Origin of the sequence: Helicobacter pylori (assembly GCF_021062735.1) — a bacterium.
GTDB classification, from domain to species: Bacteria; Campylobacterota; Campylobacteria; order Campylobacterales; family Helicobacteraceae; genus Helicobacter; species Helicobacter pylori_DN.
Window position 1 is genome coordinate 34,893 of sequence record NZ_JAHXLB010000011.1, and the last position, 18,711, is coordinate 53,603.

The following is an 18,711-nucleotide window of genomic DNA, read 5'->3' on the forward strand; positions in this document are numbered from 1 at the left end:
AAACCACCACTAATAAAATTCTGCTAACCATTTCAAAAAGAACTAACAGATAACATAATTATTTACAATAACATAGTATTAAGTTTTTCTATTTTATATACTTTTAAGCTATTTATATTTAAAATATGTTTAACAAAATGACAAAGGAATAAGCGATGATAATCACCATAGCTAATGAAAAAGGAGGGAGCGGTAAATCCACTTTGTGTTTGAACTTGTGCGTTCAATTATTGCTAGACAAGAAAGATATTGCCGCATTAGACACTGATAGCCAAAAGAGTTTGGAAGTGTTCAACAATATTAGAAGCGAAACAAGTTTGCCCAATTTCACGCTCTTTAATCGCACAGGTAATATCACAGACACCTTAAAACAGATGACGGATAAATACGAATACATCCTTATTGATACTAAGGGCGAACATTCCAAAGAAAGCCAAAGGGCTATGTTATTGAGCGATTGGGTGCTAATACCCACCACGCCAAGCCAACTAGACATAGCGGTGCTATTAGACATGCTAGAAAGGATTAGAGACATCCAAGCGTTGAATGAAAACTTAAAAGCTTGCATTGTGATGAACCGCATCCCTACTATCCCCACTCTTAAAGAGAAAAAAGCTCTCATTGATTTTATCAACCAAAATAACGCTAATGAAAGCGTGTTTTTAATGGATAATATATTAAGCGAAAGGATAGCTTATAAGCGTTCAGTGAGTGAAGGTATGGGCGTGATGGAATACAATGACAATAAAGCCAAAAACGAATGGTCTCAATTCTATGATGAATTGAGCGGGTATTTAGGGATCAAGAAATGAAATGGTAGAATTTATAGTTTAATTCTAAATAACGCTTAATTGTGTTATGATATTAAAAACAATCTACTTTAAAGGATAAATATGGAATTTAAAAACACTAAAAAAGACAGGTTGAGCGATTTAGAAAATCGCTTTGAGAATGCCAACAAGCATGAAACAAACAAACATGAAAAAGAAGACAGGAAAAAAGCCCACACTCTCTATATTTCAGAGAAAGTGATGAACAGTGTAGAAGAGTATTTGAATGAATTTGGAGTGTTCAGAGAAACTAAAAGCGTGCTTGTTCAAGACGCTATTGTTTTTTATTTAGAACACAAGAAAAAAGAAATGAAGCAAATGCTTTTAGATAAGGCGAGCAAGTTGTGATTTTATGGTGTTTTCATATCAAGGAGCTTAAATGAAAAAACAAGACTTTTCAAGTTAAGAGCGTTAGGTTTGGCATGTTTAATGGGATTAGGCGTGAGTGGTTGCGCGTTTTTAGATAAGCAAATTTTAAACGACCACTTGACTAAGGCTAAAAACAACCCAAAATACGATTGTCAAAAAGAAATGTGGTCTTTCCCTAAAAAATACGATGGGATAAATCAGTGTTTGAAGGCTCAAGAAGAGCTTATTGAGCCGATTATCACTAAAAAGATTGATCAGTATCAATGCGATGATTTCACTAATGAAGGCTTAAAAGATAAGTGCTTTAAAAGAAACGATGCCTACTTAAACACTCTTTTAACGCCCATCATTCAAAAACAAGAGCGTCGTTTTAGCTGCTTTGACTTCCATAACCCAGAACTAAAAGAACAATGCATGGATAAAACTAACACTTATGAAAAACTAACTAATCATGCGCAATTAGAAGCGTTTGAAAAAGAATACGCACAATATAAAACATACATTATCCCTTACTTCATTAAAAAATGCGTTAAAAATGCACCCAATTTAGCTAACAAGGAAAGACTATGCCAAAAAGAAGTGCATGAAAAATTTCATGACCCTTATTCTAGCTCTAAAGAATTGAGCGTTAAATCAACTATTTCTTTTTGCATTAAAAAAGTTGATGCTAAATTAAAAAAAGCCGCTCTGATGAATGGCGTTTATATAAGCCCTTATAAAAAATCTACCCATTGCCAAAGAACGCATTTGGAAAACAAGAGCTTGAAAGAAATCGCTTTAGAGATGAACCCTAAATTAGAAAAGCAAAGCCCTTTTATTGATGCAAACAAAATGGCTATTCAATCTGCGGAGCTGTTGAGAAAGAATAAAGATGCCTTAATCGCTTTTGCTGCAGATATTTGCATGGAGCGTAACGAACATAAAAAAGAAGAGTTTATCAGCCTTAAAGATAGTTGCACCCAATCGCAAGCCAAACTCTATAACAACAAAGAGCGCTTTGACAAATTCATACAAGATTACCAAAAAGACTTAAAAACTTGTCTTTTAGACACTTCTAACACTAAAGAAGAAGTGGAGCAAAATTTTTCACAATGCCAAAAAGAGCAATTGAGAGACGATAACAAAGGCTTGGGCTTCACTTTAGAAGAATTGGTTAAAAAATACGCTAAGTAAAGTTATTTAATTTTATGGATGGTTTTAAAAATCCATTTCATAGTTATTGTTAGGGTTTGTGGGTTCATTGGTAGTTTTGTTAAAATTTTGAGTGGTATTTTTGAGTGCGTTTGTGTTTTCTTGCGTGTCTTGTGTAACGGCTGTGATTTGATAGTTGCTTTGCAAGTTTTCTAAAGCTATACTTGCGCTTTTTAATAAGGTTTTAAAGCATTGTAATTCTTTCTGCAAAAAATTAAGCGATTTTTCACAGCGTTTAATGATTTTATCCCTTTGCCCTCTTTCATAAATGGGCAAATCATTTTCATTAGCCTGTGTTAAAAATTTTAAATCTTTTGATAGCTCCATAGCTCTAGTTTCTAAGAATTCTTTCCGCTTCTTGGCAAAACAATAGTTTTCCTCTTCAAGTCTTTTTAAATGTTCTAAAAGATTAAGCCAAGCTTGTTTGTCTAATAAATTGCCTTGTGGGTTAGAATTTTTAACACTATCATCTATCTTTTTCATTTCAAACCTAGCAATATTAACAAGTAAAGCGCTATCTTTAAAAAACTTAGCCACTAAAAACATATTGCTTTTATCAGTCAAGCTTAAATTTTGATAATTCATATACCTAAAAAATTCAAAAGCTCTCTGCGAAATACTATGTCTATCGCTTTTAAAATCTAAAGCAATTTTTTCTAAATTTTTAGCAATGCTTTTGCTTATAAAAACTTTGCTCATGCTTTTTAGTCTAGTGTAAAGCTCAAAGCGTTTTTTTGAATGGGATAAATCAGCTTCTAAATCTTTGCTAAATTCTTCCTTCAAGACTTTTAAATCTTTATAATCTTTCTCTAAATCTATAATCTTTTTCTGTGTGGCAAAAAGTTTTTTGGTGGTATAAAGATAATCTTTTATTAAAGGGTTTTTACAGACAACCAATTTTTGAGTTTTTTTATAAGTGTTTTTAGGGGTTAAAGATTCTTTATTTAACCATTTTATTTCTTTAAGTTGTTGGTTAAGTTCTTTTTCATTTATTGGGGGCGTGAATTTTTCTTTTTCCCAATGTGTTTTTTCTAACAAACTTTTTAGACTATCTAAATGATCAGATAGGGCATTTTCTCTTTTTTTCAAGCTTTCTATTTGAGAAGTTGCACTGCCCAAAACTTTATAGAAATAGTTTTCATGCCTAAAACTCTTATTGTTTCTAGCCTGTTTTTCTAGCGTGTCTAACTCTATTTCTATGTCTTTAATCGCCTTATAAATATTAGGCGTGTTAGAATATTGCAATTCGCCTTTTGAGTTAGCAAATAAACAATCTTTAAATGTTTCTCTTAGTGTGTGGTAAAACTCTTTACAGCTGTCTTTAGAATTAAAGCGTAGTTGCTTATTGGTAATTCTGTTAGTCTTGTTGATAATCACATGCACATGCGGATTGTTTTGGTGTGTATGGAGTTTCATTATAAAAGGATAATCATAACCTAGCGTGTTAGTGAGTGTTTGATACACGCTTAATTCCAAAGCTTTTAAATTTTTTTCATTACAATTTTCATTAATGCTAAACACTAGATGTAAAGCGCAATTTTTAACACGGCTCTTATTTTCTAATAATTTTTCAAATTGCTCATTCCATTGCTCTGCTATATCATTATAATTAACTTCATTAAAAAATTCATCTCTCACTAGCTCACCATGTTTAGCGATATAATCCATCGCCCTTTTTGAATGCAGGCGTGTCATATTGCCTATGTTTTTGATGACCGCTTGTTTTTGTGGCTCTCTTAAACGCATGAATTCTTCTTGTGTCAGTTGGGTTAAATCTTTAGCAAACTTTTTTACTTCTTTATAGTAGCGTTTAGCATAAGTGTATTGTATCTTAAGCGTCTTTTTGGACTTGATGATCTCATAATCAAAAAGCTCATCGCTTTCAAAGTTTTTACTATAACTTTTTTCTAACGCCATTTTATTGTAATTTCATTCTCCCAAAAATTTTGTCGCTTGTTTTAATTTTTTTAGATCTTATTCTACATTATTATTCCCCCTTTTTAAAGTGCAGGATAACACTTCAATTCCGTAAAAATTGAAGTCAATTTGACCTTACAGGTGGCTAAAACACGCACTTTTAAGATGTTCTTAAATCAAACTTAATCAAAAAAACTTATTTTAAAACTTTCAATATATGTGCGATTTTTTGATTGAGGGGCAAAGACTCAGTGCAAATAGCACTAAAGGTTATGACAAGTTATGCTAAAATGAAAACAAGTTGCACTAACTATCTTTTATTAAAAAGGAGTTCAATATGTCAAATATTATTACAGATTACTCGCAATACAATGAAAAGCAACTGCACAATTTCTTAAACTCCATTGAAAAACAATTGCTTAAGGCAGAAGGTGATAAAAATAAGGCGATAAAAAAAATCCAAGAGTGTGAATTGCAAGAACGAATGATCAGACAGGTTTTAGCCCAAAAACATTCTCAAGAAAAAGAACCCACACCAAGTTTGTTAAATACGATCGCCTCAAAAGATGACCCAGAATACGATGTTTCGTTTGGAGACTTCAATGATTTTTTGCAAATAGCAAAACAAGAAAGAGAAAGGCATAATGCTTAAAGTCAGAACTAAGAAAGATTTTCTTAAAGACTTTAATAAGCATATCTTATCTGGGCGTATTAAAGAAAGCGATGTTACAAGCATTGTTGATTGCCTAAAAGAACAAAAACCACTCCAACAAAAATATTGCGACCATGCCTTAAGTGGCAATCTTAAAGGGCTGAGAGAGTGTCATGTCAAGCCAAACTTGTTATTGATTTATGAAATCAAAAAACAAGAAAACGAACTTGTTTTATTGCGTCTAGACACTCATAGCGAGCTATTTAAAAAGTGATCAAACACTAAAAAATTTATCTACAACAATCCGTGCTAATTTTTAATTCAAGTTGCGCTAACTTTAAAATAGAACATGCTAATTTCTAAAAACAAGCTACGCTAAGCTACACTACAAAAATGTTAATCTTTATTTTAAATCTTGCTAATCATCTAACGCAAATCCGTGTTAGAAATTGGTGTATTCTTTTTTTAGCAACAAGGATAAGGAGTTGCAGAAAGCGATTTTTAAAAAGCAATTAAAAAACACTCATGCAAACTTTTTTAATTCATCAAAACACTTCTTCATTGGGCTTGACTTCCCAGTTAATACGAGAGAGTAATTCTTTGTTTTTAAAATAATAATTCGCTTTTAATTTTAAGGGTTTAGCCTTATGACCGCTTACTAAAACGATCACTTCATCTTTATCAATATTCATAATATCTTGCGCGCTCAATAAATCCCACGCCTCTTTTCCTATACTAGAAGTCCCTCCGGTAATGAGCTGTCCTTTTTCTGTAGAGTGGCTTCGTGTTTTTCTAGTCATCTTACCGATTTCTTCGCTCACTTGTTTAGCGTATTCTAAATCATCCATTTTGAAAATTACTTTGTAAGCCACGGTGCTATTAACAATTCTTGCATCTTCTTTGCCGTAATATTTTTCAATAAGAGCGTTGGATTGCGTGATAAAAATTAAAACCACACCATAGCTCCTGCTCAATGCGGGCATTTCTAATAAAAAAGGCAATTTACCAAAACGCACAAATTCATCTAAAAAGAGATAAACCCTTTCTTCAAATTTCTTACTCTCTTTCAATAAAAGATTTTTAGCAATACTTTCCAAAAGGATGCGGATAAGCGGTGCAAGCGTGTCAATATCTGTTTGAGCGATTTTAATATAAAGTGAAATATTGTCAGCCCTTAAATCCTTGTATTCAAAACTCATGCTATCTGTAGCGCTTTTAACTTGATAGCTTGTAAAGACTTGCATAAAACGGCTATAAACTGATTTAATGCTCGCAAACTCTTTATCATTCGCCTTAGCCCATTTGTTCGCTTCGTTTCTAATAATAGGATCTAACATACCCTCTTTCATTATAATATTGCCTTGATCGTCTTTTTCTAAATTGTTCACAGATCCATCATAATTTTTAGGATTTTCTGGGTCAGTATAGACTTGTTCGGCTACTTGTTTATACCATAGCAATTCCACATTGACATTAGGTTTCATTTTTTTAACGCCATTTTCTACTTTAGCCATATAACGCCCATTCTCTTTAACAAAACCATTATCGCTACTTTGACATTCATATAATTCAGTATAAAATCGGCTTTGTGGATTGATTAAGGGAACATAATTTTTTATAGGAGCGCTTGCAATTTCAAAAAAGGTGCTAGTGTTATGCACGCACAAATCATAAAGAGCGTAAAAGACAAATAAATTTTTAGCTTGCTGTGTCCAATGAGGGTCTTTATTTGCCCCATCTTCAGCAAAAATAGTATTACCCACTTCATCTACAAGCCTTCGCTTTCGGTTAAAATCTAATTTTTCTACAATGCGTTTGTCAAACGGATTGAATTTAAGCGTGTTATCATTTCCTAAGGGATCAAACACAAAAATTTTATTTTTTAAAACTTGTTGTCTGTAACCAGCTGTCAAATCAAACAACTCCCCTTTAATATCTAACACCACACAAGAGCTAGGCACATTTAAAAGATTAGGCACAGCCACAGCTGCGGTTTTACCACTTCCAGGAGGAGCGACAATTAAAGTAGAAAGCGGAGCATCATAATAAGTAGGCTTAAGCGAATTTAAACCTTTATATAGCCCCACACAAAAACCTTTGTTAAAATTTAAGGTCATAGGGTAACTTTTAGAAGAACCTAGCGTAAAGACATCTTTGCAAGCCTTAGGGAGAGTTTTAGTGTAATAATCTTTTTGAATGCTATTAAGCTTATGGAATAAATTGCTGGTTTTATCCTTAAATTTATCTCTTAATGTTTTGAATTTTTCTCTCATTTAAAATAATCCTTTTAGATATTTAATAAATAGCGTTAGTTTTACACTTAAAAATCCCCTAAATATAAAGGTTAAGACACAAATCACTACTAAAAAAGATAAGATCGTAAAGAAAATCTTAGGTCTTTTCTTGGCAAATTGATAAACTTTATAAAATATACACCCTATAAAAACAGGCAATAGCGTAAAGCTAGAGACAACAAGCATTAGAGGTAAAAACAAAATTAAAAACAAGCCTTTAAAAATATTAAAAATCCTATATTCGTACTTAATAATATCTTTCATTTCAGCCCAAACCGCCTTGCCATGACTATCCATATTGCGCCCATTAAAAAATAAGTAGGCTGTCAAAAATAGCGGTAATAACGCACAAAAGAATGAAAAATAAATCCCAAATTTAAAATGGGGAAAATTATGCAGATTAAGAATAATCTTTTTTAGATAGTTATAACTCGCTAAAAAACTAGGAAAATCTAAGAAATAATGCGATACGCCTAAAAAAATAAAAGGAATGGCTAAAATAGAAATGATATAGCAATAAGGCTTATAAATTTGCATTTATTCTACTTTGATTTTACTATCTAATAAACTCATAAAATGCATAAAATCATTCTCAAAACTCTCATCTTTCATAAACTCTTCAAACTCTTCTTCGCTTTTAACCCAAACTTCACTAATATATTCCATTAAAAGAGTGAAATTTTCTTTTAGATTTTGTTGTAATATTTTTGCTTGATTTTCATCTTTTAGAAAATGGGGAGCATTGATAATGCTTTGAGAACTTTTAATAATAGATGCCATTTTTTCTAAATAATTTCTAATCAAATCAATATCAGTTTCTTTTGTCATAAATTCATCCCTTTAAAAATTTTCTTATCCCCTTTTAAACAATGCGCTACGATGAAAGTGCTTTTTTTGATAGCTAGGTTTAAAATTTTTGTTTTTTCACTCCAAGCTTTCAGCTGTATTTCAATATCTTGCAATAAGCCAAAATGGATAACATTTTCTCCTAAAAGTGCCGCATTATTTAAATGGTAAGCAATCTGGTTAAAATTAGAACAAGTCGCATTCAATGAGCTATATAGCATCGCTAAACTGCCTAAAGCGCTTGTGATTTTTTGCTGTTTGTAGAAACTAATTTGGCTATTTAAAATAAGATTTTCTACAATTTTGGTGTAAGACTTGTTGTGCCTCGTTTTTAAATCCTTTAAAATTTGGACACATCTAACATCCAATAAAAATTCCATCCTTTTAGCGCTCTCTTTTTGTTTAGATTTTCTGTAAAGTCTTGGATTTTTCATAACACTAACTCCTTTTTAAATTCGCTTTTAACATTTAAAACATCATCAATTATCCTATCGCTACTTTTTTTTTGATTTGGATAACATAGCCCATACCAGTGCAAAAATAATCTAAAAGCGTTTCTTTAGGCGTAGGCTTACCGCCTTTATTCAAGTTTATATTCTGACAAATAGCTATAAAAGCATCTGCTACACTATTAGCGTGTAAGGTGCTTATCATTCCGCTATGCCCAGTATTTGCTAAACGCAAAAATAACGCAGTGTTATGCGTGTCAATTTCGCCTAATAATAATCTATCAGGAGACATTCTCATAGCCGCATTTAAGCCATCTTCATAAGTAAAAAATCCGCTCCCACTTTTATCTACTAAAATATTAACTTGGTCTTCGTTACTGATTTTTAACTCAGGACTATCTTCAATAGTAACTACTCTTTCGTTTTTGGGAATATTTTCAATCAAAGAATTAACAAAACTAGTCTTGCCACTAGCTGTGCCACCACTTATTAAAATATTTTTACCTGCACTTACTAAGCTAAGTAAAAAATCATAGGTAATGTTTTTAGCCAGACATTTCTCACTTAATTTAAAGGCGTTAATTTCAAACTTGAAATTGCTAGGCACTCTGATATTGATAGAAATATTAGAACTAGCAATAATGCTAGGGTGTAATGCGTTAATTCTAATTTGTGTGTAAGGCAAAGAAGTGTTTAAATTAGGCGTTTTTAGAGTGAATTTTTGGTTTCTAAAAATGGCTAATTGCTCACAAAAAACTAACAAATAATCATTAGTAAATTTTTCATTAAAACACCTCACTTTTTCCTTTGGGCGGTGCAAGAAATACTCTTTTTCTTTATTAAAAACCACTTCATTTAAATTAGGCTGGCTTAAAATAGGCATAAAGTCATCAAGGTAACTTTTTAAAAGATTAGAAATCATTATGGCTCTCCTTGATGATTATCAAAATCCCTTAACATTTTTTTTTGAAGTTCAATGCGCTCTTTTTCTCTTTTATCTTCTATTCTTTTAACTAAAGAATAGAGATGGTGTATTTTGGAAAGCCTTTTATTATTAGCTTTAATCTCTAGGTTTTTTTCACAAATTTCGTATTTTTCTAGTAAGTATTCTTGGTAGATTTTATGGCTTGTGAGTTTTAGATTAGATAACTCTTTTTCTAAATCCAATTTATCTAATTCATTAAGCTCTAATTTTAATAATTTGTCTAATTTTTCTTTCATAATTGTTTCCTTAAGTTTTCTAGTTCTTTTAATAAACTATTGAGTTCTTGCTGTTTTTGTTCACACAACCTATAAGTCTCATCAAATTTTTTTTGGATTTCAACATTTTTGCTCACATAGGAGGCATAAAAATCTAAATCCTTAATTTTAGAATTTCTAGGCTTTCTAGGTTTTTTATCTTTTTTAGGCGCTTCTAAAATGGGCAGCTCTTCATTTAAATGAGCAAGCTTTTTATCGCAATTAAAATTTTCATCAATCATTGTTATAAGTCCTTTCTATATCAAAAATAATTTCAAGCGGTTTCTCGTTTTGGATAATCTTTTTTGAAAAATGCTCTTCGGTATTTAAAATTTCTGAAACCAGCCTTTCAGTAATCCTTGCTTGCATTCTGGATCTTGACTCTTTGGTTTCATTTTCTAGGCGTTTATCCATAACTTTTCTTAATTCCATTTGTGTCTCTACTGCTTTTTTGCAAAGCTCCACATATTCTGCATCTTTGCTTTCTTCTAGAGTGTTCAATAATTCTTCTTTAGGGTTGAGTTTCATTGGTAATCCTTATGTTTAATATTGTATTTTAATTTTACACTATTTAGAATAAAATTATTATTAATAATGCTATTTTGTATCATTGTTTTGCTCCTTTTCTTCATTAAAAAATTTCGCTAAGACTTCATTGTTTTTAGGGATAGGAAACCAAATATCCGTATTAGGACTAATAAAAATATGGCTTCCCTCTCTAATAGTGATAATGGGCTTAATCCTGATTTGCTCTCGCATGATTTGAGCGATAATGTTATTTAGGCTGATACCAGTTTGCCTCGTCATTTGCATCATCATGTAATCTCCAAAATAGTTTTGGTTAAAACCACCCCTTTTGTTTTTCATCGCTTCGGTAAGACCGCTAGTAAGACCTATGAGTAGCCCATTTGACAAGGTGCTTAAGGATAAAGGAATACCATAGCGTTCCCAATATTTGTTATGGAGTGTGCCTATCATGCCGTTATAGCCCTTGACATCAGCTCCCTTAGCATCGCTTAGTATGATATTGACCCCTTGTGGCGTGATTATCCTATTCCAAGCAATTTCTAAGCGGTATTCTCCTATTTTGTTATTAGAGTTGTAATAACCTATGGCTCTACTCCCTTTAGGGATTAAAACCGCTCTACCCATCGTTGCGTATATATCACTCTCCACTTGAGCGACTATCTTACTCCCCCCTATTTCACTGCTAATAGGAGTGATCAGAATGGCTGGGATCATTCTGTCAGCTGTAATGGTTCTCAAAAGTTTGTTTTCACTGCTCGCTACATTTTTTCTTTTAAAATTTTTAAAACCGCTAGAGCCGTATTCTTTTTCAAGTTCTTGTTTTTCTTTGGATTTTGTGTTAGAAACACTATTTTTTATAGAGGTTGGAGACTGCGTTTCTTTTTGGCTGCTAATACGAGACGCTAAAATCACAAGGCGGGTTTTTTCTTCTTCGTTAGCGGTATTGTAGTTGAAGGATGGACTTTGTGGTTTAATAAGCGTTTTATTAAAATCCTTAGGCAAATTTGGCAATTTTTGCACTAGCGCATTAAAATCATCTAAATCTTTTTGTGTTTTTTCTATATTCTCATTAACGCTTTTAGTTTCATCGTTTGGTTTCACTTCATTGATAGTATCTATTTTATTCTTAATGCCTTCGTAAGCTTGAAACAAATAAGATGAAGTAGGGAATTTACCTTGAGAAACATTAACAGCTTTTTCTTTGATTTCTTGTTCGTAAAAAAGAAAAAAACCAGCTAATACAATCACAATAATTAAGCCAATTTTTATGATTTTATGCTCTAAAAGTAAAAGAAGTTTTTTCATTTCTTGTTTTCTTTAATCTCTTTAATAGGGTTTGCTTGATTTTGTTTGGGGGTGTTATTCAGCCCCTTTTTATTATTCTCTAAACCATCAGTGGTTTTTGGTCTTTCTATATAGGGGATAGGCACGCAATAATGAGTTTTGATTGTGTGTTTTTTGAGCTTGTTTTTCAAATCTTTTTGCAAAGGCTTGGGAGCTTTTATGATGTTTTTAACCTCTTCTAAAGTCTTAACTTCTTCTTCATTTAAGGCTCGGCATTTTTCATTTGGAGTTTGGTTTTTGATTTGAGCTAACAACTCCGTTACGCTAATGGCATTTTTAGGTTGAGGCGTAGTGTCTTCAATCAAGTGAATGTTGTTTCGTTTGGCTTTCATGGATTCATCTTGCTCTAAAAGCCTTTTTAAACGCATGAAGTCCTTAGATTTTTGGTATTTGTGCTTATCTCTTCTTACGCACACATATTCCTTACCGCTCCTTAAAGTCCATTTTTTAGAAACATCTTCAGCAATAATGTAATTCCCTACCACACGGCTATTGATAGGATTATCATACCCATCTACAACCTTATAGGTGTAAGGAAATTTTGAAAAGGCTTGATCTCTGTCATATCTAAAATAAGTGTATTTGCCATCATCAAAGACATCTAGAGCCTTTATATCAAGCGCATCATCGCTGGGTTTTTTATAGAGCCACAAGCTCCACCAGGTGCGTTTGTGTTTGGGTTTTTGCAAATAACCACGATTGATTTTAGCTTTTTCAATGAAAATGTGATTGACTTCATCTCCAATTCTTATAAACTTGCCATCATCAATTTCCTTGCTCTCATAATTGATTTTTCTGTAGTCAAGTTTTTGTTTGTCTTGTTTATTAAAGCTATTTGTATTTGTTTCTGTTTTAGCCCATTGTTCTTGCTCTCTTTTTTCCAGCTCGTTTTTAGATAAAATATTGAGCTTACCGATAGCCCTTTTATTGGAGACAAACACTGAAAAATAACTTTGAAATTTGCTAGTGTAAGTGGTGCTAAACAAATAAAAAGTATAAATTGTTCCGCTCGCTCCGACTACGGTTAGGTTTGTATCCACCCCTATAAGTAACGGCTTGATCACTAGCATGTTGGATAAATCGTAATGATCATTAGTAGGGTAAGTGAGCTCAAATCCGCTAGGATCTCCTAAGCTCACATAGATAATAGGATCATTATCAAAAATAAAAGTGGTAGTCATCGCATAGCGTAAGCGGATTTTGTTGGTGTTGCCTGCCACATATAAGACATTGAAATTATTGTCTTGCAATTTTCTATTTTTAGAAAAATACACGCTCTGTAAGGCTTTTAAATCCATAAGTTGTTTGGCTTTTTCTTTGTTTTCTTGTTCTTTGAAACTTTCTAAACTATCAGATTTTGCTGGGATAAGATTGTTGCTTTCTTTGCCATGTTCAAAAGAACTTGTAGGATCAGTTTCATTGGTATTGTTTCTAAAAATACCCTCTTCAGCACTAAGTAAAGCGCAATACAAAAATAGCGATAGAGTGAGTTTTTTCATTATTGTTCCTTAACATCTTTATATTGGCTCATATGAGGGTCTTTTTTCTCGGTATGGATAATCCTAGATTTCACACCATCATCTTTGACTTTATTTTTTTCATCTAGGTCTTTTAAAATCGCAATTTCAGTTACATCATAACCTGTAACAATAAAGCCTGTAGGATTTAAGGGAACAGATTTTGTATCAATTTCAATGGGTTCAAATTCAAAGGTCATAATTATTCTATAACGTTTTTCGCTTTCTAACTTTTCTTTATTAAAAAGTTGTGCGGATATTTCAATATTGGCTTGGGTTTTACTAATTAAAGCGATATTGATAATGCTAATTTTTCGTGTTAGATTGATATTAGTGTAAATGCTATGTTCATAAGAAACAAGTTTTTCAAAAAAATCCCATACTTCAAATGCACTTTGCAATCTAATGGTTTCGTGGGCTATTTCGTTTTGCTCTTTTATATTTGAAATATTTTCTCTATTATTGACATAAGATGCTACCAATTGTCTCACAAGTGCTTGATTGGCACGAATACTCTTGTCTGCTCTTTGGACTATGGCAAAATTTTGTGTAGCGTTTGAAAAGGTTACCAAATAAGGCACTTTTTCTTTTAAGGGCAATAATAAGCATATAATAATGGCTTCTATAAAAGCTAGAGCAAAAAAGAATACCGCACTGCTAAAGATCCAATCGCCAATTTTACGCTCTGCTTGAAAAAGCGCATCAGCTTCTTTGACTCCATCAAACAGCATAGTGCTTTGCAACATATCACGCTTTTTTAGACCAACTTTTTTTAAAAATCCACTGAGTGTTTTTTTTCTTTGTATCTTTTGTTGCTCTTTGGCTTTATCTTTGACTTGTTCTTCAAGCTCTTCTTCGTTTATTGCTTTAGCCTTAACATATTTTTCCCAATCATCGCCATATTTTTCTTTTAATCTTTCTTCTAAAACCTTAGGCAACTCCCATGCGTTCATGCAAACTTTTTCCATTTTATGCCTTAAAGCCTTTTTGTGGATTTTCTAAGTTCGCGCAAGGGCTTTTATACATTTCATATTGTTTATTGGAGCAACCCATAAGAATAATGACTGCATAGCAAATAGATACAAGTTTTAATACCATCAATTATCCTTTTTGGGCATTTTTTTACTATGTTCTTCTATAAACTTCATGCACGCAAACTTGTCTTTTTTCGTCATATCAGAAGCTTTTATTTGAAGAGTTTTTTCTATAGTTTCTACAAAACTAAGTTGTTTTTCAGTTGGAGGTATCATTTCTTTTTTTGTAGAAGAAATGTTGTTATTGCTATTATTTCTATATAAGTTAGAAATTTCTGTGCCTAATTTCTTTTGGATATTTTGCATTAAATCAAGATAAGCGCTTTTACCATCTTTTATAATCACATCTAACATTTCTTCTAATTTTTTTGTAAAACTATCATCCACTTTAGAAATAGCAATCCATTGTGTTTGGTTATCATTCAAAAAGAAATCAACAATGTTTTTACCAAGAGCTGTGGGCGTGATCTTCCTATTTTTGCCCTCTAATGTAATGTAATTTTTGTTTTTTAAGATCTCAAATACACTTGTATAAGTGCTAGGTCTTCCTATGCCATAGGTTTCCATCATTGCGATAAAAGTGCTTTCAGTATAAGGGCTAGGAGCTTTAGCTTTTAGTTCTTTGATATTAAAATCTAAAATAGGCATTTGAGTTTTTAATTGCAAACTAGAAAAATCAAGATCGCTTTCAATCTCTTCTTCATCTTTCTTTTATTCTTCTAAGTCTTTAATCGCTTTAAAGCCTTTAGATTTGAGTTTGCTAAAACTGCATTTAAAGCTGTGCGTTTTTACTTTAAAATTTAAAGTTGTGTTTTCGTAAATAGCGTTTTTACTTTGAGAGCAAATGGTGTTAAAAAAGATAAGCGTATAGACTTTTAAATCATCAATATCTGTAATATTGTGTTTCTCGCACACTTTTTTAAGATCTTCATAGCAGTGAGGGTGTGTAATTCTTATAGCCTCATGCGCTTCAGCTTGTGAATTTTTACCAGCCCTATATTCTCTGTATTCATACACGCTAGGATAAATATTTTCAAAAAACGCTTGATGCTCTTGCAAGTATTCTTTACTCAACGCTTCACTATCGGTGCGAATATAAGTAATCAATCCAGCTTCAAAAAGTTTTTGGGCGTGTTCTTGGATTTGCTTAACGCCCATTTCTAAAATTCTAACCCCATCTTTTAAAAGATTAGAAGTGGTGAAAGGTTTAGGTGGAGATTTTTCTTTATCTTTTTGCTCTACTGCGTCTAAAAAAGCTAAGGGGTTAAGATTGTTTTTTAAGTCATTTAAAAAGTTTTGGGCTAATTCTTTGGTCTCAAACACTTTCCTTTTATTCTCTTCTACTAAAGCAATAGGGATTTGAGAGCCTAACACATCAATAATAGCTTCTATGCTATAACTTAATTTCTCATCAATATTCTTTTGTTCAAAGGCTTGGATTTTTCTGTCTAATTCTACTAAAATTGAAAGAACAGGAGTTTGAACTCTGCCAGCACTCACTTCAAAATTTTTAATGTTTTTGCGCAAATAAGGCGTTAAAGTAAAGCCTACAAATTGATCGCTTACAATCCTGCCTAGCCAACTATAATATAGATTGAGATTGCTTTGAGAAAATAGCACAGCATTGTTCAAGCCTTTTTCTACACCGCTTTTTGTGATTTCATGAAACTCAGTGCGATAAATTGTTTTAGCTATATTTTTGATTTTTTCATAAAATTTATAACCTATACCATAACCCTCTCTATCAGGGTCAGTAGCAATATAAACTACTTTATCTTTACATTGATTTATCATATAGTTGATATGAGTGGATTTATCCTTTTTCTTATCCGTGCTTTTTTTAATTTCAAAAATAGGATTAAATTCTTGACTCACTTCAATATTGACTAGCTCAACAAAATGCCCACCAGTCGCAAAAACAAATGAACTTCCTGTTAATTCTTTGATTTTAGCGATCTTATTGGGACTTTCTATGATGAATACGCAGTTTTTATACATATTGAACATTCTCGCTTTCTTTTTTTATTTTAGTTTTTAAATACTCTTCCTTATAAGTTTCTTGGTTTGTTTTTTTAAGATCATTGAGGATTTTTCTATTACCAGCATTGCTATCAAGAATATAAAGCAGTTCTTGCAAATCTTTTTTTAAATCAATTTCAATAAAAGCTGAAGCGTTTGTAACGATATTTTTTACTAGCACTTGTCTGGCTCTCATATCCGTGTTGTGTAAGAAATTGATTTCGCTATCGCTTAATGGAACGCCGCATTCTATTAGTTCATCAGTATCTTTTGTGGGGTAGATAATCACTTGAGAAAGGTTGCCTATCAAACTCTTTGCTTTATCAATACCTAATTCTTTGACTTGAGATATTTTTTGAAACGCCATGCAAAGTGTTCCGTTGATTTTTCTAGCTTGAGCGAGTGCGTTAGCGATATAGGTAAACACTATAGGATGCATAATGTAGTCTTTAGTTTCATCAATGAATAGGAAAAAAGGTTTGTTGTGTTCCTTTGCTTCAAAAAACAATTTGTGGAACAAATACATAGCAATTAGCCCCATAAGTTTTTTATCATTAGCAAAAACATCCATATTGATCACACTTAAAGGACTTTTAGAAAAGTCTAAACAATCTTGAAATTTTTTGAAATAGACTTTTTCCCCTTGTGATTTTAAAATCTCATTAAAATCTTGTTCGCTAGAGCCTAAATTTTTGGCAATTTCTAATAAGTTTATTTGATTTTTTTGTTCACCCATGTAATTATAAGTATCTCTAATAACCTTATCTATAGACTGAGAAGCCTTATTATCTTGTTGGTTATCGCTATCAATATTGAGCATAAATTTAATCCAGTTTGCCAGAAATTGCCTATTCTCTTCTGTATCTTTTAAACTGAAAGGGTTGATATAAAAACCACCATCTGTATTAGCAGTATTGTATTGACCTTCAAAAAAGTCAGTCATAATCTCTAAACCATTCATTCTATCAAGAGCTACCACGCTCATATCGTATTTAGTCAGTAAATTGGCGATTAAAAAACTAATAAAAGTGGATTTACCGCTTCCTGTGCTACCAATTATCATGGTATGACCTACAACATTGTCGTTTCTATCTCTACCTTGCTTAGCTTGAAAATTGAAAAAATGGGCTGATCCATTTTGATTTTTAAACACGCTGATAGGACAATCCCCCCAACTATTTTCTTTAAAGCCTTCTTGATATTTTTCAAACATAATCAAACTAGCAATATTTTGGCTAGTTTGAGGTCTTAGGCGTGAATTTAAAAAGTTTCTTTCAGGAAAAAATGAAAAAAATATAGGACGCATATTGATGCTTTCTAAAACCGCTGAAAAGCCTTCTTTTTTCAAAGTGTTATATACAATAATTGATCTTTTATCTAATTCTTTTTTAGAATTAGCAAAAACCATGATTGATAAACTAACTTTTTGTATTTGCGCTCTGTCAGTAGAAACCATTTGCTCTAAATATTCTATATTTTGATAGCTAATATCTTTAGAGCGTTTTTTACGCTCTCTAATAAAAAACAAAGCTCTTTCTTTATCCATAGCTTCTATGGTAAGCAAAATGTCTAAGTTAAACTTTTCACACAAAAGATTAGATAAAGCCAAAGAAGTGATATTATCCACATCATAAGCTTTCACAGCAATAAAACGCTTAAAAGTCTCTATTCCGTTATAGTCATGTATGAAGTGGTCTTTTTTAAAATATAAATGAGATTGGATATTCCCATCGCTCAATCGTCCTTGTTTGTATTTAAAATCACAATAATGACCATTGCAATATTCAGCGTATAAATTCAATAGATCGTCTGAACTTAAAAATTTAGGTTCAAAGTCTGTTAGTATGGAACTCATCTTATTTAAAATCTCAGCTAAAAGAGTTGCTTTATCTTGCAATTCTTTATTTTCTACCGCATTCTTTTTTATTTTATAAGCTTCCTGTTTTTGTGTTTCTGAGTTTTTAAGATTATCTTTTAAAGGTTTCTCTTCATCATTATTTACATACTTATCAGTAGTCATTTTTGCTTTCCACTTTTCTAAAAGCCCTTTTATATTGACGCTTTTTGTTTCAATAATTAAATAGTAAGTCGTGATATAAAATTCTTTATTTTTTTCATAAGCATTAACAATTTTTTTAGCGTATTTACTCACGCCATCTTTGTTGTAAATAGTTTGAGTTTTTATATCTCTTCGTTTAGCAACAATTCTTAGCGTAACACCATCTATCAATTCATTTAAAGCTTGTGTTCTGTATAAAAATTGTGTAGCCACCTCTTCTTTATCAAAATTTGAATAAGTTATTCCGCTTAAAGATATTGCTCCTACTAAGTTTCCTTTATGCGTTAACACAAACTTTTCATCAAATTTCCCATTAATATTGTTTTCTTGAACTAAAGAATATTGTCTAGGAATACAAGAACTTAAGAAATTGAAAATAAATTTTTTAAAACCCTCTAAACCAAGAAACATTTTTAAAACCCT

General features: G+C 31.8%; 19 protein-coding genes and 1 pseudogene. 5 read left to right on the top strand and 15 right to left on the bottom strand.

Going from position 1 to position 18,711, the window contains the following annotated elements:
• Positions 1–155: 155 nt before the first annotated feature.
• From KX581_RS05875 to KX581_RS05885, 3 genes are all read left to right on the top strand, one after another.
• A complete protein-coding gene (locus tag KX581_RS05875; protein WP_231175836.1) occupies positions 156–812 on the top strand; it encodes a ParA family protein in 657 nt (218 codons plus the stop codon).
• 81 nt (positions 813–893) lie between these two features.
• On the top strand, positions 894–1,178 hold the full coding sequence (locus KX581_RS05880) for a hypothetical protein (protein WP_231175837.1): 285 nt from the start codon (positions 894–896) through the stop codon (positions 1,176–1,178).
• Between the two features lie 81 nt (positions 1,179–1,259).
• Entirely contained in the window at positions 1,260–2,372 is a 1,113-nt protein-coding gene (locus tag KX581_RS05885; RefSeq protein ID WP_231175838.1) for a hypothetical protein, read from the top strand.
• Between the two features lie 24 nt (positions 2,373–2,396).
• Here the strand turns inward: KX581_RS05885 and KX581_RS05890 are convergent, their stop codons facing one another.
• Positions 2,397–4,307 carry a relaxase/mobilization nuclease domain-containing protein gene (locus tag KX581_RS05890; protein ID WP_231175839.1) on the bottom strand — a complete coding sequence of 637 codons (1,911 nt, stop codon included), beginning with the start codon at positions 4,305–4,307 and terminating at the stop codon, positions 2,397–2,399.
• A 337-nt stretch (positions 4,308–4,644) separates the two neighbouring features.
• On the opposite strand from KX581_RS05890, the gene KX581_RS05895 reads away from it, so the two are divergent.
• Both KX581_RS05895 and KX581_RS05900 read left to right on the top strand, forming a co-directional pair.
• Entirely contained in the window at positions 4,645–4,959 is a 315-nt protein-coding gene (locus KX581_RS05895; RefSeq protein ID WP_000065300.1) for a hypothetical protein, read from the top strand.
• Complete coding sequence (locus tag KX581_RS05900; RefSeq protein ID WP_000921926.1) at positions 4,952–5,233, top strand: type II toxin-antitoxin system RelE/ParE family toxin; 282 nt, start codon at positions 4,952–4,954, stop codon at positions 5,231–5,233. Before KX581_RS05895 ends, KX581_RS05900 begins: the two co-directional genes overlap by 8 nt.
• Positions 5,234–5,504: 271 nt before the next feature.
• On the opposite strand, the gene KX581_RS05905 is transcribed toward KX581_RS05900, so the two are convergent.
• The 14 genes and pseudogenes from KX581_RS05905 to KX581_RS05965 all read right to left on the bottom strand — a co-directional run bounded on the left by KX581_RS05905 (position 5,505) and on the right by KX581_RS05965 (position 18,699).
• Complete coding sequence (locus KX581_RS05905) at positions 5,505–7,232, bottom strand: type IV secretory system conjugative DNA transfer family protein (protein ID WP_231175840.1); 1,728 nt, start codon at positions 7,230–7,232, stop codon at positions 5,505–5,507.
• Entirely contained in the window at positions 7,233–7,790 is a 558-nt protein-coding gene (locus tag KX581_RS05910; protein WP_231175841.1) for a hypothetical protein, read from the bottom strand.
• Entirely contained in the window at positions 7,791–8,081 is a 291-nt protein-coding gene (locus tag KX581_RS05915; RefSeq protein ID WP_120872358.1) for a hypothetical protein, read from the bottom strand.
• The gene (locus KX581_RS05920; RefSeq protein WP_231175842.1) at positions 8,078–8,533 is read right to left on the bottom strand and encodes a mobilization protein; all 456 of its coding nucleotides are present in this window, start codon (positions 8,531–8,533) and stop codon (positions 8,078–8,080) included. Before KX581_RS05920 ends, KX581_RS05915 begins: the two co-directional genes overlap by 4 nt.
• A 49-nt stretch (positions 8,534–8,582) precedes the next feature.
• Positions 8,583–9,470: a CpaF/VirB11 family protein gene (locus KX581_RS05925; protein WP_231175843.1), complete on the bottom strand. Its 888-nt coding sequence runs from the start codon at positions 9,468–9,470 to the stop codon at positions 8,583–8,585.
• Positions 9,470–9,769: a hypothetical protein gene (locus KX581_RS05930; protein ID WP_120872352.1), complete on the bottom strand. Its 300-nt coding sequence runs from the start codon at positions 9,767–9,769 to the stop codon at positions 9,470–9,472. The genes KX581_RS05925 and KX581_RS05930 overlap by 1 nt, the downstream gene beginning before the upstream one ends.
• Positions 9,766–10,029: a hypothetical protein gene (locus tag KX581_RS05935; RefSeq protein ID WP_120872350.1), complete on the bottom strand. Its 264-nt coding sequence runs from the start codon at positions 10,027–10,029 to the stop codon at positions 9,766–9,768. Before KX581_RS05935 ends, KX581_RS05930 begins: the two co-directional genes overlap by 4 nt.
• Complete coding sequence (locus KX581_RS05940) at positions 10,022–10,315, bottom strand: hypothetical protein (protein WP_120872348.1); 294 nt, start codon at positions 10,313–10,315, stop codon at positions 10,022–10,024. Before KX581_RS05940 ends, KX581_RS05935 begins: the two co-directional genes overlap by 8 nt.
• Positions 10,316–10,384: 69 nt before the next feature.
• Positions 10,385–11,620 carry a DNA type IV secretion system protein ComB10 gene (locus KX581_RS05945; protein ID WP_231175844.1) on the bottom strand — a complete coding sequence of 412 codons (1,236 nt, stop codon included), beginning with the start codon at positions 11,618–11,620 and terminating at the stop codon, positions 10,385–10,387.
• A complete protein-coding gene (locus KX581_RS05950; protein ID WP_120872344.1) occupies positions 11,617–13,158 on the bottom strand; it encodes a TrbG/VirB9 family P-type conjugative transfer protein in 1,542 nt (513 codons plus the stop codon). Before KX581_RS05950 ends, KX581_RS05945 begins: the two co-directional genes overlap by 4 nt.
• On the bottom strand, positions 13,158–14,144 hold the full coding sequence (locus KX581_RS05955) for a VirB8 family type IV secretion system protein (protein ID WP_120872342.1): 987 nt from the start codon (positions 14,142–14,144) through the stop codon (positions 13,158–13,160). The genes KX581_RS05950 and KX581_RS05955 overlap by 1 nt, the downstream gene beginning before the upstream one ends.
• A 1-nt stretch (position 14,145) precedes the next feature.
• Positions 14,146–14,274 (bottom strand): hypothetical protein, encoded by a 129-nt coding sequence (locus tag KX581_RS08275; RefSeq protein ID WP_000243255.1) that lies wholly within the window; start codon positions 14,272–14,274, stop codon positions 14,146–14,148.
• A pseudogene (locus tag KX581_RS05960) lies at positions 14,274–16,208 on the bottom strand (type IA DNA topoisomerase). The gene KX581_RS08275 and the pseudogene KX581_RS05960 overlap by 1 nt, the downstream one beginning before the upstream one ends.
• The gene (locus KX581_RS05965; RefSeq protein WP_231175845.1) at positions 16,201–18,699 is read right to left on the bottom strand and encodes a VirB4 family type IV secretion/conjugal transfer ATPase; all 2,499 of its coding nucleotides are present in this window, start codon (positions 18,697–18,699) and stop codon (positions 16,201–16,203) included. The pseudogene KX581_RS05960 and the gene KX581_RS05965 overlap by 8 nt, the downstream one beginning before the upstream one ends.
• Positions 18,700–18,711: the final 12 nt, after the last annotated feature.

Bases quoted from the DNA above. Each gene is read 5' to 3' on its own strand.
- KX581_RS05925 (WP_231175843.1), bottom strand. From the start codon at position 9,470: ATGATTTCTAATCTTTTAAAAAGTTACCTTGATGACTTTATGCCTATT.
- KX581_RS05905 (WP_231175840.1), bottom strand. From the start codon at position 7,232: ATGAGAGAAAAATTCAAAACATTAAGAGATAAATTTAAGGATAAAACC.
- KX581_RS05945 (WP_231175844.1), bottom strand. From the start codon at position 11,620: ATGAAAAAACTTCTTTTACTTTTAGAGCATAAAATCATAAAAATTGGC.
- KX581_RS05900 (WP_000921926.1), top strand. From the start codon at position 4,952: ATGCTTAAAGTCAGAACTAAGAAAGATTTTCTTAAAGACTTTAATAAG.
- KX581_RS05940 (WP_120872348.1), bottom strand. From the start codon at position 10,315: ATGAAACTCAACCCTAAAGAAGAATTATTGAACACTCTAGAAGAAAGC.
- KX581_RS05955 (WP_120872342.1), bottom strand. From the start codon at position 14,144: ATGGAAAAAGTTTGCATGAACGCATGGGAGTTGCCTAAGGTTTTAGAA.
- KX581_RS08275 (WP_000243255.1), bottom strand. From the start codon at position 14,274: ATGGTATTAAAACTTGTATCTATTTGCTATGCAGTCATTATTCTTATG.
- KX581_RS05890 (WP_231175839.1), bottom strand. From the start codon at position 4,307: ATGGCGTTAGAAAAAAGTTATAGTAAAAACTTTGAAAGCGATGAGCTT.
- KX581_RS05875 (WP_231175836.1), top strand. From the start codon at position 156: ATGATAATCACCATAGCTAATGAAAAAGGAGGGAGCGGTAAATCCACT.
- KX581_RS05885 (WP_231175838.1), top strand. From the start codon at position 1,260: ATGGGATTAGGCGTGAGTGGTTGCGCGTTTTTAGATAAGCAAATTTTA.
- KX581_RS05910 (WP_231175841.1), bottom strand. From the start codon at position 7,790: ATGCAAATTTATAAGCCTTATTGCTATATCATTTCTATTTTAGCCATT.
- KX581_RS05880 (WP_231175837.1), top strand. From the start codon at position 894: ATGGAATTTAAAAACACTAAAAAAGACAGGTTGAGCGATTTAGAAAAT.
- KX581_RS05935 (WP_120872350.1), bottom strand. From the start codon at position 10,029: ATGATTGATGAAAATTTTAATTGCGATAAAAAGCTTGCTCATTTAAAT.
- KX581_RS05920 (WP_231175842.1), bottom strand. From the start codon at position 8,533: ATGAAAAATCCAAGACTTTACAGAAAATCTAAACAAAAAGAGAGCGCT.
- KX581_RS05895 (WP_000065300.1), top strand. From the start codon at position 4,645: ATGTCAAATATTATTACAGATTACTCGCAATACAATGAAAAGCAACTG.
- KX581_RS05915 (WP_120872358.1), bottom strand. From the start codon at position 8,081: ATGACAAAAGAAACTGATATTGATTTGATTAGAAATTATTTAGAAAAA.
- KX581_RS05950 (WP_120872344.1), bottom strand. From the start codon at position 13,158: ATGAAAAAACTCACTCTATCGCTATTTTTGTATTGCGCTTTACTTAGT.
- KX581_RS05930 (WP_120872352.1), bottom strand. From the start codon at position 9,769: ATGAAAGAAAAATTAGACAAATTATTAAAATTAGAGCTTAATGAATTA.
- KX581_RS05965 (WP_231175845.1), bottom strand. From the start codon at position 18,699: ATGTTTCTTGGTTTAGAGGGTTTTAAAAAATTTATTTTCAATTTCTTA.